Origin of the sequence: Sphingomonas sp. LHG3406-1, from assembly GCF_029637485.1 — a bacterium.
In the GTDB taxonomy this organism is placed as follows: domain Bacteria; phylum Pseudomonadota; class Alphaproteobacteria; order Sphingomonadales; family Sphingomonadaceae; genus Sphingomicrobium.
In genome coordinates this window covers 1081581-1095282 of the sequence record NZ_CP069128.1, presented here as the reverse complement: position 1 = coordinate 1095282, position 13702 = coordinate 1081581, and the positions used below count along the sequence as shown (strand labels likewise).

Annotated in this window: 16 protein-coding genes; 2 read left to right on the top strand and 14 right to left on the bottom strand. The window is 68.2% G+C overall.

The window, feature by feature from the left end:
• The first annotated feature begins 36 nt into the window (after positions 1-36).
• Positions 37-1176 carry a PQQ-dependent sugar dehydrogenase gene (locus JOY29_RS05260; protein ID WP_300975140.1) on the top strand — a complete coding sequence of 380 codons (1140 nt, stop codon included), beginning with the start codon at positions 37-39 and terminating at the stop codon, positions 1174-1176.
• A gap of 150 nt (positions 1177-1326) precedes the next feature.
• Here the strand turns inward: JOY29_RS05260 and JOY29_RS05255 are convergent, their stop codons facing one another.
• Entirely contained in the window at positions 1327-1587 is a 261-nt protein-coding gene (locus tag JOY29_RS05255) for a CsbD family protein (RefSeq protein WP_300975139.1), read from the bottom strand.
• Between the two features lie 52 nt (positions 1588-1639).
• Positions 1640-2338, bottom strand: a complete 699-nt coding sequence (locus JOY29_RS05250; protein WP_300975138.1) for a tRNA (guanosine(46)-N(7))-methyltransferase TrmB — start codon at positions 2336-2338, stop codon at positions 1640-1642.
• A 59-nt stretch (positions 2339-2397) separates the two neighbouring features.
• Between JOY29_RS05250 and JOY29_RS05245 the strand changes: the two genes are divergently transcribed.
• A complete protein-coding gene (locus JOY29_RS05245; protein WP_300975137.1) occupies positions 2398-2949 on the top strand; it encodes a DUF2231 domain-containing protein in 552 nt (183 codons plus the stop codon).
• Between the two features lie 2 nt (positions 2950-2951).
• Here JOY29_RS05245 and metK read toward each other — a convergent pair whose 3' ends face one another.
• The 12 genes from metK to JOY29_RS05185 form a co-directional block, all read right to left on the bottom strand.
• Complete coding sequence (gene metK / locus JOY29_RS05240; RefSeq protein WP_300975136.1) at positions 2952-4163, bottom strand: methionine adenosyltransferase; 1212 nt, start codon at positions 4161-4163, stop codon at positions 2952-2954.
• Positions 4164-4211: 48 nt separating this feature from the next.
• Positions 4212-5774: an apolipoprotein N-acyltransferase gene (gene lnt / locus JOY29_RS05235; protein WP_300975135.1), complete on the bottom strand. Its 1563-nt coding sequence runs from the start codon at positions 5772-5774 to the stop codon at positions 4212-4214.
• 144 nt (positions 5775-5918) lie between these two features.
• Positions 5919-6794 (bottom strand): hemolysin family protein, encoded by an 876-nt coding sequence (locus JOY29_RS05230; RefSeq protein WP_300975134.1) that lies wholly within the window; start codon positions 6792-6794, stop codon positions 5919-5921.
• On the bottom strand, positions 6794-7300 hold the full coding sequence (gene ybeY, locus JOY29_RS05225) for an rRNA maturation RNase YbeY (RefSeq protein ID WP_300975133.1): 507 nt from the start codon (positions 7298-7300) through the stop codon (positions 6794-6796). Before ybeY ends, JOY29_RS05230 begins: the two co-directional genes overlap by 1 nt.
• Positions 7297-8310 carry a PhoH family protein gene (locus JOY29_RS05220; RefSeq protein WP_300975132.1) on the bottom strand — a complete coding sequence of 338 codons (1014 nt, stop codon included), beginning with the start codon at positions 8308-8310 and terminating at the stop codon, positions 7297-7299. The genes ybeY and JOY29_RS05220 overlap by 4 nt, the downstream gene beginning before the upstream one ends.
• 62 nt (positions 8311-8372) lie before the next feature.
• A complete protein-coding gene (gene miaB / locus JOY29_RS05215) occupies positions 8373-9692 on the bottom strand; it encodes a tRNA (N6-isopentenyl adenosine(37)-C2)-methylthiotransferase MiaB (protein WP_300975131.1) in 1320 nt (439 codons plus the stop codon).
• Positions 9693-9702: 10 nt separating this feature from the next.
• Positions 9703-10515 carry a 1-acyl-sn-glycerol-3-phosphate acyltransferase gene (locus tag JOY29_RS05210; RefSeq protein ID WP_300975130.1) on the bottom strand — a complete coding sequence of 271 codons (813 nt, stop codon included), beginning with the start codon at positions 10513-10515 and terminating at the stop codon, positions 9703-9705.
• Positions 10499-10921, bottom strand: a complete 423-nt coding sequence (locus tag JOY29_RS05205; protein ID WP_300975129.1) for a Fur family transcriptional regulator — start codon at positions 10919-10921, stop codon at positions 10499-10501. The genes JOY29_RS05210 and JOY29_RS05205 overlap by 17 nt, the downstream gene beginning before the upstream one ends.
• 110 nt (positions 10922-11031) lie before the next feature.
• Positions 11032-11460 carry a MucR family transcriptional regulator gene (locus tag JOY29_RS05200; protein WP_300975128.1) on the bottom strand — a complete coding sequence of 143 codons (429 nt, stop codon included), beginning with the start codon at positions 11458-11460 and terminating at the stop codon, positions 11032-11034.
• 119 nt (positions 11461-11579) lie between these two features.
• On the bottom strand, positions 11580-12056 hold the full coding sequence (locus tag JOY29_RS05195; protein WP_300975127.1) for a GNAT family N-acetyltransferase: 477 nt from the start codon (positions 12054-12056) through the stop codon (positions 11580-11582).
• On the bottom strand, positions 12053-12658 hold the full coding sequence (tsaB, locus tag JOY29_RS05190; protein WP_300975126.1) for a tRNA (adenosine(37)-N6)-threonylcarbamoyltransferase complex dimerization subunit type 1 TsaB: 606 nt from the start codon (positions 12656-12658) through the stop codon (positions 12053-12055). The genes JOY29_RS05195 and tsaB overlap by 4 nt, the downstream gene beginning before the upstream one ends.
• Positions 12659-12914: 256 nt before the next feature.
• Complete coding sequence (locus tag JOY29_RS05185) at positions 12915-13673, bottom strand: GntR family transcriptional regulator (RefSeq protein WP_300975125.1); 759 nt, start codon at positions 13671-13673, stop codon at positions 12915-12917.
• Positions 13674-13702: the final 29 nt, after the last annotated feature.

Below are 13702 nucleotides of genomic sequence, written 5' to 3'. Positions count from 1 at the left end.
GACCACCCTGTTTGAACACCCCGAGGAGACTTAAGGATGCGGTTTCGTCCCCTGCAAGGCCTGATGGTCTTTGGTCTAGCACTGTCGGCCTGCGGAACGGCGGCGCAACCGGCGGAGGATCGGCCCGCCCCGGCAAGCGGTCAGCCGTTCAAGGTGACGCCCGTCGCGGACTTCGACACGCCCTGGGCGATGACCTTCCTGCCTGGCGGCAAGGAGGCCCTGGTCAGCGAAAAGGACGGGCGCCTGTGGGTGGTCGATGCGGCGACCGGCCGCAAGAGCCAGGTCAGCGGCGTGCCGAGCGCGAAGGTGGCGGGGCAGGGCGGCCTTGGCGACGTGGTCGTCGGACCGCAGAACCGAATCTACCTCAGCTATGTCGAAGGTGGCGAGGGCGGCACCAGCGGCGCGGTCGTCGGCTATGGCCGGCTGGTTGCCGCGGCCCCGGCGGCGGCAGGCGCGCCGGCGGGATATTCGCTGGATGGCTTCAAGGTGATCTGGCGACAGGCGCCGAAGGTGACCGGCAACGGCCATTTCTCCCACCGCATCGCCTTCGGTCCGGATGGCGCCATGTACCTGTCGTCGGGCGACCGGCAGAAGGGCGCGCCGGCGCAGGCGACCGACGGCAATCTCGGCAAGGTGCTTCGGCTGACCCCGGAAGGTCAGCCTTTCCCGGGCAATCCCACGGCTTCCGCAGGCGGAGTGCAGGCCGAGGTGTTCAGTACCGGGCATCGCAACGTGCTCGGGATCGCCTTCGCGCCGGACGGGCGTCTGTGGCAGAATGAAATGGGGCCGCAGGGCGGCGACGAGGTGAATCTCATACTGCCGGGCAGGAACTACGGCTGGCCGGTCGTCAGCAATGGCTCGGAATATGGCGGCGGCGAGATCCCCGACCATCCGACCCGGCCGCAGTTCGAAGCGCCCAAGGTCTGGTGGAACCCGAGCATTTCGCCGGCCGGCCTTATCGTCTATACCGGCGATCTCTTCCCGCAGTGGAAGGGCGATCTCCTGCTCGGCGCGCTGTCGGGCGAATCGCTGATCCGCGTGGACGTGAATGGCGACCAGGCGAAGAAGGCGGAGCGCTGGCCGATGGCCCGTATCCGCGAGGTCGAGCAGGGACCGGGCGGCGAAGTCTATCTGCTGGAAGACAGCGGAAGGCTGCTTCGGCTGACTCCCGCCTAGAAGCGGATAAGTCCGAACAGCACCAGCAGCAGTAGCGTCACCGCAAGCGAAATTGCGATCGAGCCAAGGCAACCGGTGCGATTGCTGAAGAAGAAGAACATGACGTGCGAAAAGGGCGGCTCCTCGCGGGGCCGCCCTTTTTAGGTTCGCTTAGCGCGTGGCGCGGCGGGTGCTCTTGCCGCGCAGACTGTTCAGAATCGCGAGGCCGAAGATGCCGGCGGCGGTGTAGCTCGCGGCAGGATTCTTGCGGACGAAGTCGCGGACCTGACCGACGCCCTTGCGAAGACCGCCCGAAAGCTGGTCGGCGGCGCCGTCCTGCTGCAGTCGGGTGTCCCCGGTGACGTCGCCGAGCCCACGCTTGAAATCACCCTTGGTGCGCGTGCCTTCGCCGGCGAGTGTGTCGATGTTCATGTTGCTTCTCCGTAACTTATGAATGTTCGGAGCCTCAACGCGCAAGGTCGGCTCAAGTTCGCCGAAAGCGCAGATAATAGGGCCGGCGGCCCTCGCGGCGGCTCTTGGCGCCATAGCGGGTCTCGATCCAGCCAGACGGCGGGTCGAGGAAGTCGCCCGCCTTTTCGGCCAGCCATTCGAAACGGTCCTGGTGGCGCTGCATGACGGTCAGCGTCCATTCGAGATAGACCGGATGGTCGGTCGCGATCCTGAGTTCGCCGCCCGGCTTCAGCTTGTCGGCGAACAGGCCTACAGGGCCGTCATTGACCATCCGGCGCTTGGCATGGCGCGCCTTGGGCCAGGGATCGGGATGGAGCAGGTAGAGCATCAGCAAACTCTCGTCCGGCACCCGGCGGAGTACTTCCAGCGCATCACCCATGTGCAGGCGGACGTTTCGCAAGGGGCCGTCCCGTACATGGCCGAGCGCCGTTGCGACCCCGTTGAGGAAGGGCTCGGCACCGACGAAGCCGTGGTCGGGCAGCAGGTCGGCGCGGTAGGCCAGATGCTCGCCCGAGCCGAAGCCGATCTCGAAGTGCATTGGCCGGTCGTCGCCAAACAGGGTGCGCGAGGTGATCGGCCCCTCGGCGGGCACGTCAATCTGTGGCAGGAGGCTGTCGATGAGTTCCTGCTGCCCCTGACGCAGCTTGTGCCCACTCGAGCGGCCATAGAGGCGATTGAGGGTCAGCGGGTCGCCGATCTTGAATGCGGTCATGGGATACGCCTTTAGAGGCCCGCGTTGCGCCTTCAACCGGTCCAGGAGAGTGACGAGCAATGTACGGAAACAATCCGCGTTCGACTGCCCAGATCGCCGGGCACCCGCTGCATCCGCTTCTGATCCCCTTTCCGATTGTCAGCTTCATCGGCGCGCTCGTTACTGACGTCATGTGGCTCAGCACCCGCGAAGGCGGCTGGGCGACGGCCAGCAACTGGCTGCTGGGAGTCGGCCTCGTCACCGCGCTGCTGGCCGCTGCGGCCGGCATGGCGGACTATCTTGGTGACGAGCGCGTCAAGAAGATCGGCGCCGCGACCCGGCACATGATCGCCAACATCGTCGTCGTCACGCTGGAAGCGGTGAACCTCGTCGTCCGGCTGACCGGGGGCACCGACCAGATCGGAAGCCTCGGCATCTGGCTCAGCCTCGCGAGCGTCGTCATCCTCGCCTACTCCGGCTGGCTCGGCGGCGAGCTGGTCTACCGGCACCGGGTCGGCGTGCAGGAGACCCGGGACGGGCATTCCGGCGATGACGACGGCCAGGCCGAAGGCGGGCTCGGCATTCCGCGCGGGCCCGCCCTCCAGGAAAAGCTCAGCCGCGACCGGCGCTAGGCTCAGGCAACCAGCCGCTTCAGTTCGTCGACGAGGTCGGTCTTCTCCCACGGGAAGAGGTCGCCTTCGGCCTTGCGTCCGAAGTGGCCGTAGGCGGCGGTGGGGGCATAGATCGGCTTGTTGAGGCCGAGGACGGTGCGGATGCCGCGCGGGGTGAGGCGGCCAAGGCGCTCGATCTTGCCGATCGCCTGCTCCAGAGCGTCGTCGCCGACCTTCCCGGTGCCGTGCGTGTCGACGTAGAGCGACAGCGGTTCCGACACGCCGATCGCGTAGCTCAGCTGGATGGTGCAGCGGGTGGCGAGGCCCGCAGCGACGATGTTCTTGGCGAGGTAGCGCGCGACATAAGCCGCCGAGCGGTCGACCTTGGTCGGGTCCTTGCCCGAGAAGGCGCCGCCGCCATGCGGGGCCGCGCCGCCGTAGGTGTCGACGATGATCTTACGGCCTGTGAGGCCGGAATCGCCGTCGGGGCCGCCGATGACGAAGCTGCCGGTCGGGTTGATGTGATAGACGGTGCTGTCGCTCAGCATCTCGGCCGGGATGACCGAGGCGACCGCCTCGCGGACATAGGCCTTGAGTTCGGCCTCCTTCTCGCCCGCGTCATACCCTTCCTTGTGCTGGGTCGAGACGACGATGGCGGTGGCCTCGACCGGGCGGCCGTTGGCGAAGCGGAGCGTCACCTGGCTCTTGGCGTCGGGCTCGAGGAAGGGCGCGCGGCCGGCGTGGCGGTCGGCGGCCAGACGCTCGAGGATCTTGTGGCTGTAGTCGAGCGTCGCCGGCATCAGGTCCGGGGTCTCGTCGCAGGCGAAGCCGAACATGATGCCCTGGTCGCCCGCGCCTTCGTCCTTGTTCTCGCCCGCGTCGACGCCCTGCGCGATGTGCGCCGACTGCGGGTGGAGGTTGTTCTCGAAGCGGAGCTTCTCCCAGTGGAAGCCTTCCTGCTCGTAGCCGATCTTCCGGACGGTCTCGCGGACGACGGCCTCGATCTCTTCCTGGACGCCCTCGGCCCAGTTGCCGGCCTCGTCCATGATCCCGCGCCCGCGGATCTCGCCCGCCAGCACCACCAGGTTGGTGGTGGTCAGCGTCTCGCAGGCGACGCGCGCTTCCGGGTCCTTGGACAGGAACAGGTCGACCACCGCGTCGCTGATCTGGTCGGCGACCTTGTCGGGATGGCCTTCGGACACGGATTCGGAGGTGAAGAGGTAGGAATTGCGCATAGGTCTCCAGGGCGCCCGGGAGGCGGACTTAAAGATATAAAGAAAGCTTTATATGCCGCGCCTGTAGCGAGCCCGCGCGTCCATGCCAACCGCCAGAATGAGGAGAAGGAAGGCGAGGGTGAGCGGCACGATGTTGCCGTGGCGGGCGAAGAAGGTCGGCGCCTTCGGCAGCGGCAGGTCGGCGTCGATGACGCCGGCGGTGCGCCAGGGCAGGCTGCGCACCAGCCCGCCGCGCGCGTCGATCACCGCGCTGATCCCGGTCGGCGTCGAGCGGATGATCGGCAGGCCTTCCTCGGCCGCGCGAAGGCGGGCCTGGGCGAGGTGCTGGGGCGGCCCCCAGGCGCCGAACCAGGCGTCGTTCGAGGGGTTGAACAGGAAATCGGGGCGGCGTTCAGGATCGACGACCTCACCGGAGAAGATGATCTCGTAGCAGATCTGCAGGCCCATGCGGCCCCAGCCGGGCAGGTCGAGGTTGCGGGGTCCGGGTCCCGGCAGCGTGTCGCCGACGCCCGGCGCCAGCTGGCTGAGGCCGATGGCGGTCAGCAGCGGTCGCATCGGCAGATATTCGCCGTACGGCACGAGGTGCGCCTTGTCGTAGCGGCCGAGGATGCGGCCGGAAGGCGTGATCGGCATGACGCTGTTGGTGCTGCCGACGATGTTCTGCTGTTCGTCGATGACGAGGGCGAAGGCGCCGGTGACGAGCAGGTCGCCGGGCCGCAGCAGCCGGCCAGCGCGCGTCGCCGGCGGCAGCGACGCGGTGAGGCGCGCCGGCGGCGGTCCCTCGAGCTGATAGGGAACGGGCACGGCGACTTCGGGCCAGAACAGGAGGCGCGGGCCGGTGCCGCCGGCGGACAGGCGCGCGAGGCGCTGGAAGGCCTCCTCGTCGAGCCCTTCGCGCCATTTGTCTTCCTGGCCGATATTGGGCTGGACGATGCGAACCGACTTGCCGGTCGCGACCTGCGGCACCGACCAGGGGCGCCAGCCAAGCAGGCCGATGGCCAGGATCGACAGGGTCAGCAGCGCCGCCGTCCGCCTCGCCGACGCGAGGGCGAGCGCGAAACAGCCGCCGAGCAGGATGACGAGCATCGACAGGCCGTAGGTGCCGATTGCCGCCGCGTCGTGGCGCCAGAAGGTGTCGAGCAGGGTGACGCCGACCGGGTTCCAGGCAAAGCCCGTGAACATGGTTGCGCGCAGCCACTCGGTCAGCGCCCAGCCGCCGGCGAGCGCGAGGACCAGTGCCAGCGGCGAGCGCCGTCCGAAGCGCCAGGCGAGCCCCACCCCGAGCGCCGGATAGATGGCAAGGTAGAGGCTGAGCAGGAAGACGGCGATCCAGCCCAGCCAGACCGGCATCGCCGCCTGGTAGGTGAAGGCGGTCGCGATCCAGTTTAGGCCGAGGATGAATTGGCCGACCCCGAACAGCCAGCCGATGAGCAGCGCCCGGCCAAGGGTCTCGGTGCGGCCAAGCAGCCAGGCCAGGCCGGCAAAGGCGAGCGGCATCAGCGGCCACCAGCCGACCGGCGCGAAGCCGAAGGCGGACGCGAGACCGAGCAGGAAGGCGGCGCCAGCGGCGGCCTTCAGGCCGGGAGCCGCTCCCTTCGAAGAAAAAGGCATAGCGTCCAGATCGTCCAGTTCGCTGTTTGTTTTCGCAACGGCGGTGTCAGAAGCGGCGGTGGACCCAGCGATGTTCATCGCGGCGCTCATGACAGAAAGCAGGGGGTGTAGGACAGGAATTTTCGTCGCGCGTGAACGGGGCCGCTAGCCCTCGACCTCGACGCCTTCGGGTGCGTGGAGGCGGAGGCGGTGCATCTTGCGCTCGTCGGCTTCGAGGCTTTCGAGCCGCCAGCCGCTCGGATGGGCGATGCTCTCGCCGGGGCTGAGGATCCGGCCGGCAAGGAGGAAGGCGAGGCCGCCCAGCGTGTCGACCTCGTCCTCCTCGGCGATGAGGCGTGCGTCGACCGACCTGGCGACTTCCTCCAGCTCGAGCCGCGCGTCGGCTTCCCACAGGCCGTCCTCGAGCCGGGCGAGGCGGGGCAGTTCCTCCTCGTCATGCTCGTCCGCGATGTCGCCGACGATCTCCTCGACCACGTCCTCGATGGTGACGAGGCCCTCGGTGCCGCCGAATTCGTCGATGACGACGGCGAGATGGACCCGCTCGGCGCGCATGCGGGCAAGCAGGTCGAGGACGCCCATGCTTTCGGGCACGAACAGGGGCGTGCGGATGATCTCGTCGACGCTCTTGCGCTCGGTGGCGTCGAAGTAGGCGTTGAAGACATCCTTGATGTGGACCATGCCGATGATCTCGTCGAGGCTCTCCCCGGTGATCGGCAGGCGGCTATGGCCGGCTTCGGCGAACATCCGGGCGAGCTCGCCCATGCTGGCATCGTGGGGCGCCGAGATGATCTCGCCGCGGGTGACACAGATGTCGCCGGCGGTACGATCGCCGAAGTGCAGCAGGTTCTTGAGCATCTGCCGCTCAAGGGGCGAGAGGTCGCCCTTGCGCGGCTGATCGTCCTCGGCGTCGTCAATCGCCTCCTCGATCGTGTCGCGGAGCGTCGGCTCGCTGTCCTCGCCGAACATCAGGCTGCGAAGGCCGCGCCAGAGGCGGGAGCCGGTGTCGGGTTGCGTGGCCATCAGGCGGCCACCTCGTAAGGATTGGCGAGCCCGAGGCGGGCGAGGGCGCGGATCTCGCGCGCCTCCATGTCCTCGGCGGCATCATCCTCCATATGGTCGTAGCCGAGCAGGTGGAGCGTTCCGTGGACCACCAGATGGGCGGCGTGGTCGGGCAGGCGCAGCGCCTTTTCCGCCGCCTCGCGGGCGCAGGTCTCGTGCGCCAGGACGATGTCGCCGAGCATGAGTTCGGGGCCGGGCGAGTCGGCCTCGTCCAGTTCGCTGGGCTCGGCCTGCGGGAAGGAGAGGACGTTGGTCGGCTTGTCCTTGCCCCGCCATTCGGCGTTCAGCGCCTGCACTTCGGCGTCGCTGGTGAGGACGAGCGAGAGTTCGACCGGTCGCTCGGCATCCGCGAGCCTGGGCCAGGCGCTTTCGGCGATGGCGGCCCGGGCGGCGGCCTCGGCGAGACCGGCCCAGTCGGTGCTACTGTCCCAGTCGTCGTCGGCGTCGAGCATCAGTTCAAGCGTCATTGGCCGGGGCCCTCATAGGCCTCGACGATCCGTCCGACCAGCGGATGGCGGACGACGTCGGCAGCGCTGAAGCGGACCGTGGCCAGCCGCGGGATGCCTTCGAGCTTGTGGACGGCGTCGGCCAGCCCCGACTCGACCCCGCGCGGAAGGTCGGTCTGGTTGGGATCGCCGCAGATCACCATCCGGCTGCGCATGCCGAAGCGGGTGAGGAACATCTTCATCTGCTGCGGCGTGGTGTTCTGCGCCTCGTCGAGGATGATGAAGGCGTCCGAGAGGGTGCGGCCGCGCATGAAGGCGATCGGCGCGATCTCGATCTCGCCGCTGGCGATCCGCCGCTCGACCTGCTCGGTCGGGAGCATGTCGTAGAGCGCGTCGTACAAGGGCCGAAGATAGGGATCGACCTTCTCCTTCATGTCGCCGGGCAGGAAGCCGAGGCGCTCGCCCGCTTCCACCGCCGGGCGGCTGAGGATCAGCCGGTCGACCTGGCCGCCGATCAGCATCGACACGGCCTGGGCGACGGCGAGATAGGTCTTGCCGGTGCCGGCCGGCCCAAGGGCGAAGATCATGTCGTCGCGGGCGAGGGCCTCCATATATTCGGTCTGGATGGTCGAGCGCGGGACGATGGTCTTCTTGCGGGTGCGGATCATCACCGTCCCGGCGCCGGTCCGGGGCGCCCCGGCCTCGTCGGGGATGATGCCGTCCAGCTTGCGCTGCGCGCCCATGCCGATCTCGCTCTCGACGACAGCGAGGTCGACGTCCTGGCCCTGGTCGAGCCGATTGTAGAGCGCGACCAGCACGTCGCGGGCGCGGGCGGCGCTGTCGGGCTCGCCCTCGATCTGCACGCGGGTGCCGCGCGCGGCGATGTTGACCGACAGCCGGTCCTCGATCGCGACCAGGTGGCGGTCATATTCGCCGAACAAGGGTCCGAGCAGATAGGGCTGCTCGAACTCGATCTCGAGGCGGGCGCGGGTGGGGTCATCCACGGCGCGAAGGTCGGGGCGCTTGGGCATCTAGGCGATGCAAGCCATGGGGTGCGTCATCGTTCCCGAATGTAATGCGGATCGGCGCAGAGTCACGCGGCCTGTTGAGTCACTTTCGTGACAAGTTCACCGGCGATGCTGTTGGGGAGCGCCGCGGTGAGGCGGACGTCGACCATGTCGCCGATGCCGGCGTCGGTGTCGACGAAGACCGACTGGAGCCAGGGCGACTTGCCGATCATCTGCCCGTCGCGGCGGCCGTTGCGGTCGATCAGGATACGGGTGGTGGCGCCGACCTTGGACGCGTTGAAAGCGCGGCTCTGCTCCATGACCAGCGCCTGGAGCCGCTGGAGCCGCTCGTCCTTGACCCGCTCGGGCACCTGATCGTCCATGGTCGCGGCGGGGGTGCCGGGGCGAGCGCTATACTTGAAGGTGAAGGCGGAGGCGTAGCCGACCTGCCCGACGATGCGCAGGGTTGCGGCGAAATCCTCCTCCGTCTCGCCCGGGAAGCCGACGATGAAGTCGCCGGAAATGGCGATCTCGGGGTTGGCGGCGCGGACCCTGGCGATGGTGGCGAGGTATTCCTCGGCCGTATGGTGGCGGTTCATCGCCTTGAGGATGCGGTTGGAGCCCGCCTGAACCGGCAGGTGGAGGTAGGGCATCAGCTCGGGCACTTCCGCATGGGCGGCAATGAGGTCGTCGGCCATGTTGATGGGGTGGCTGGTGGTGTAGCGGATGCGTTCCAGCCCATCGAGCATGGCGAGGCGGCGGATGAGGGTGGCGAGCGTCTCCTGGCCGTCTTCCCACGCATTGACGTTCTGGCCGAGCAAGGTGATCTCGCGGGTGCCGCCATCGACCAGCTGGGCGGCTTCGTCGAGCAGGTCGGCGATCGGCCGGCTGACCTCCGCGCCGCGGGTGTAGGGCACGACGCAGTAAGTGCAGAACTTGTCGCAGCCTTCCTGCACCGAGAGGAAGGCGGACACGCCGGCGCGCCGTCGGCGGGGAAGGGCGGCAAACTTGTCGAGCGGGGGCAGGTCGGTATCGACCGGGCGCGCGCCGCCCTCGACGTCGCGAAGCAGCTGCGGCAGGCGGTGATAGGCCTGCGGGCCGACGACCAGGTCGATCGACTTCGACCGGCGCTTGGCCTCGGCGCCCTCGGCTTGGGCGACGCAGCCGGCAAGCGCGATGACCGGACGGCTGCCATCCTCGCGGCGCAGGCGCCCGACCTCGCTATAGGCCTTTTCGGCCGCCTTCTCGCGGATGTGGCAGGTGTTGAGGACGACGACGTCGGCGTCCGCGCCCGGTTCGGCCGGGGCCATGCCCTCGGCGCCGAGCAGCTCGGCCATGCGCTCGCCGTCATAGACGTTCATCTGGCAGCCGAATGACTTGATCGAGAAGGTCTTGGGAGCGCTCATGGCGCCGGGCCTATACGCCCGCCGGGGCGACACCGCTAGGCGCAAGGGCAAGCGCGATGGAGTCGTGGCTTTCGCGCGCCATCTGCTTGCGATTCCTGCCGGGCTCCAGCGGGTCGAGGAAGCGCAGGGTGACGACGACCGTCCCCTTGCGGCCGAGCAGGCGAAGGAAATTGGCCTGTCCGCTCTCGCCCGCCGGCCAGCCGAATTCGGGGCCGGCCCCATGATAGTCGATCGCCACCGGCTGCACGGTGAGCGGAAGGGGCGGTTCCTCGGCGAGCTTGAGCAGGGTCGAGCGGAAGGGCAGCAACCGGCCGCCGTCGCTGACCGTCCCTTCGGCGAACAGCGTCAGCGGCTTGTGGCTCCGGAGCGCGCGCTCCATGTCGCTGAGCTGGTCGCCGACGCTCTTCTTGCGGTCACGATCGACGAAGACGGTGCCGTTCTGGTCGCACAACCAGCGCATCACTGGATGGCCCTTCAGCCCCTGCTTGGCGACAAAGGCAGAATCGGTCGCGCCGGCCAGCATCGGAATGTCCAGCCAGCTGACGTGATTGGCGATGATCAGGGTCTGCCGGCCCGGTCTCGCACCCGTTGTGCCGACGCGGGCGCCGGCGATCCAGCCGATCCCGCGCAGCAGCCGCCGCGGCCAGGGCGATGGGCCGAACGGGCGGACGAGGAGATGGACGAGGACGCACAAGGCGAGCCAGCCCGCCATGGCGAGGAGGCGCAAGGCGGCGCGAACGGGAGAGCTGCCGGGCCGGGCGCGCGTCCGATCGGCGGCTGCCTCCTCTAGCGGAGGCGCGACCTGGTCAGCGGTCGCGCTCAAGCGGGACGCCGTAGAGCTCCAGCCGGTGGTCGACGAGCTTGAAACCGAGCCGCTCGGCGACCCGCGCCTTGAGGAGCTCGAGTTCCTCGTCGTGGAACTCGATCACCTTGCCCGTTTCGACGTCGATCAGATGGTCGTGGTGCTCGTCAGAGACCGCCTCGTAGCGCGAGCGGCCGTTGCCGAACTCGTGGCGTTCGAGGATGCCCGCTTCCTCGAACAGCCGAACGGTGCGGTAGACCGTCGCGATCGAGATGTTTGGGTCGATGGCCGAGGCGCGCTCGTGCAGCGTCTCGACGTCCGGATGATCTTCGGACTCCCCGATGATCCGCGCGATGGTACGGCGCTGCTCGGTGATCCGCAGCCCCTTTTCGGCGCAGAGCGCCTCGATGTCGATCGTGCGGTGCATGGGGGCGGATTAGTTGAGCGGGAGCGGGGCGTCTAGGCCCTCAATCCGTCGGTGCCGAGCGACGTCGAGGAACGATGTGCCTCGACTTCGCTCGACACGAACGAATCTTGCTACTTGGCCGTGCGGCCGCCGCGCTTGCGCTTGGTGCCGAGGCCGATCGACTTGGCCAGTGTCCGGCGCTGTTCGGCATAATTGGGGGCGACCATCGGATAGTCGGCGGCAAGACCCCACTTCTGACGATACTGGTCCGGGGTCATGTTGTAGTGAGTCATCAGATGCCGCTTCAGCATCTTCAGCTTCTTCCCGTCTTCGAGGCAGACGAGGTAATCAGGCTTGACCGACGAGCGGATCGGAACCTTGGGTTCCGGCTTCGGCTCGGGCGCCTGCGAGTTGGCGCCAAGGCCGGCGAGAGCACCATGCACGTTCTGGATCAGGGCCGGCAAGTCATTGACCGAAACGCTATTGTTGCTGACATGAGCGGCGACGATGTCGGCAGTCAGCGTGATCAAGGTTTCGGCACTTTGATCATTATCGTTCATTGAACAATCCTTGATGAAACGGAACTGCTACTGGCGCGGGCACGCGCAATTCCGCCGCTGTAACGGTTTTTACCGCTAGAACAAGCTTGAGTGCCTCGGCTTTGGTACAGGCCCGAAGATCAGCGGCTAAGAACCATGGTCAAGGCGTCGAACAGTTCGCCGTCGGTGCCGCGATAATAGTTGGAGCGACGACCGGCGATTGCGAAACCGCGGCTTCGGTACAGGAAGACAGCCGGGTTGCCGTCGCGAACCTCGAGATGGAGGTGGCTGGCGCCCGCCGCGCGCTGGTCGGCGACGAAGCGGTCGAGCAGCTGCCCGCCAACCCCGTGGCCGGCGGCATCAGGGTGGACGGCGATCAGCAACAGTTCGGCCTCGTCGGCGGCGCGGCGGGCGAGGCTGAAGCCGATCGCATCGCCACCGTGGCGGGCGACGAGCAGGGTAACTCCGGTCATCGGCAGGATCCCGGCGACCTGTGCACGGGTCCAGGCTTCGCCGAAGAGGCGGTCGAAGGCGGCCCCCATGATTGCCATCACCTCGTCCAGCTCGTCGCCGCCGGCCCGGACGATGGTCAGGGCGAAGGGGGCGGTGCTGCTCATGCGGCCTTCGGCTTGGCGTCGGGTGCGCGTGCGTAGACCGGGCGGGCAGGAAGGGCGCGGAGAATTTCGGGCAGGCGAAGCGCGGCAGCAGCGGAGGGGAGCGCGTCCACCGCCTCGCCGTGGCCACGGGCGGCGACCAAAGCGGCGGCGCCGGAGCCCGCCACCAGCGGCGCGTCGATGACCTGGGCCGCGGCCTCGGGTGTGAGGCTGGCCACCGGTGCCGAGGGGACGAGACCCCGGCCGAACTGTTGGACGAACAATTCTCCATGCCCGCCGACGAGGGCGACGGCGACCGGGCCGTCACGGTCGAGCGAGGCGGCGAGAAGGGCGAGCGTGGACATTCCGACCAGCGGAACGCCCCAGCCGAGCGAAAGGCCATGCGCTGCGGCGATCCCGACCCTCAGGCCGGTGAAGCTGCCTGGGCCGCAGCCGACGAGGATGGAATCGGCGCGCCGGCCGTCCAGCAGCCGGTCGAGCAGGGGCATCAGCCGCTCCGCATGGCCGCGCGACATGACCTCGCTCGCCTCGGCGACCAGCGTGCCGTCGGCGTCGAACAGGGCCGCGGTGCAGGCGGGCGTGGCAGTGTCGAGCGCGAGCAGCATGGTGTGCCGATAGGGGCATGAAAGTGGCGGAAGGGCAAGCCTGACGTCGTCGGTCGGCGCTTTCCCGTCGTCACCCCGGCGTGATCCGTGGCCTGCCTCAGGTGGTTGGAAATCGTCCGAGGCAGGAGGCGGATCTTAGGCTCAAGCCGGGGACGAAGTTCCTCAGGATGTTGCTTCACCCCCGGTGACCTTCTTGAACTTGGTCCAGCCGGTCGCATGGCGGCGCCGATCCTCGCGGGGCGGCAGGTCCGCCACGTCAGTCGTGGCTGCCGATCTCGATATGCGTCGAGTAAGCGAAGCGGTCGCCGGGATGGTGGCTGACCGAGATTTCGAACAGGCGGTCGCCGGCAAAGTAGGAGCGGATGACGCGCAGGCTGGGCGCGCGCATCTTCATGCCCAGCAGCCTGGCAAGCGGGGTCGGGACGGGCACGGCCTGGATCTCCTGTGTCACCCTGTCGACCGACAGCCCGCCCTGTTCGGCCAGCTGGCGGAAGAGGGTGAAGCGCTTGGGATCGAGATGATCGACGATCTCGCCAAGGGCGGGTTCGATGAACACCTCCGTGTAGGCGAGCGGGGTCGTGTCCATCTGGCGGCGGAGTCCGGCGAGGCGAATCCAGGGGCCGCCGACGTCCCCGGCGATCTGCTCGGCATAGTTGGCGGGAATGGGCCCGTCCGCCAGCCGCTCGAAGCTGATCTTGGTGCCGCGCGCATATTGGAGGATCTCGCCGACGTTGGAGAGCGGCTGGTGGAGCGCTCCGCCGCGCGCCGCCGCAGGCTGGAGTACGGTGCCAGAGCCGCGTCTGCGGGCGATCAGTCCCTCCTGCTCGAGCCGGCGAAGCGCCTCGCGCACGGTGAAGCGCGATACACCGTAGGTACGGCAGAGTTCTGCCTCGGTCGGGAAGGGATCGCCGACCTCGGCCTTGGACTTGAGGATCAGCCCGCGCAGCTCTTCGGCCAGCTGCTGGTAGCGCGGCGCCTTGGAGCTTTGACGGATTCGTGCACCTGGCGTGGGCAAGGGGGCGGGGACTCCATGGTCGCGATGCG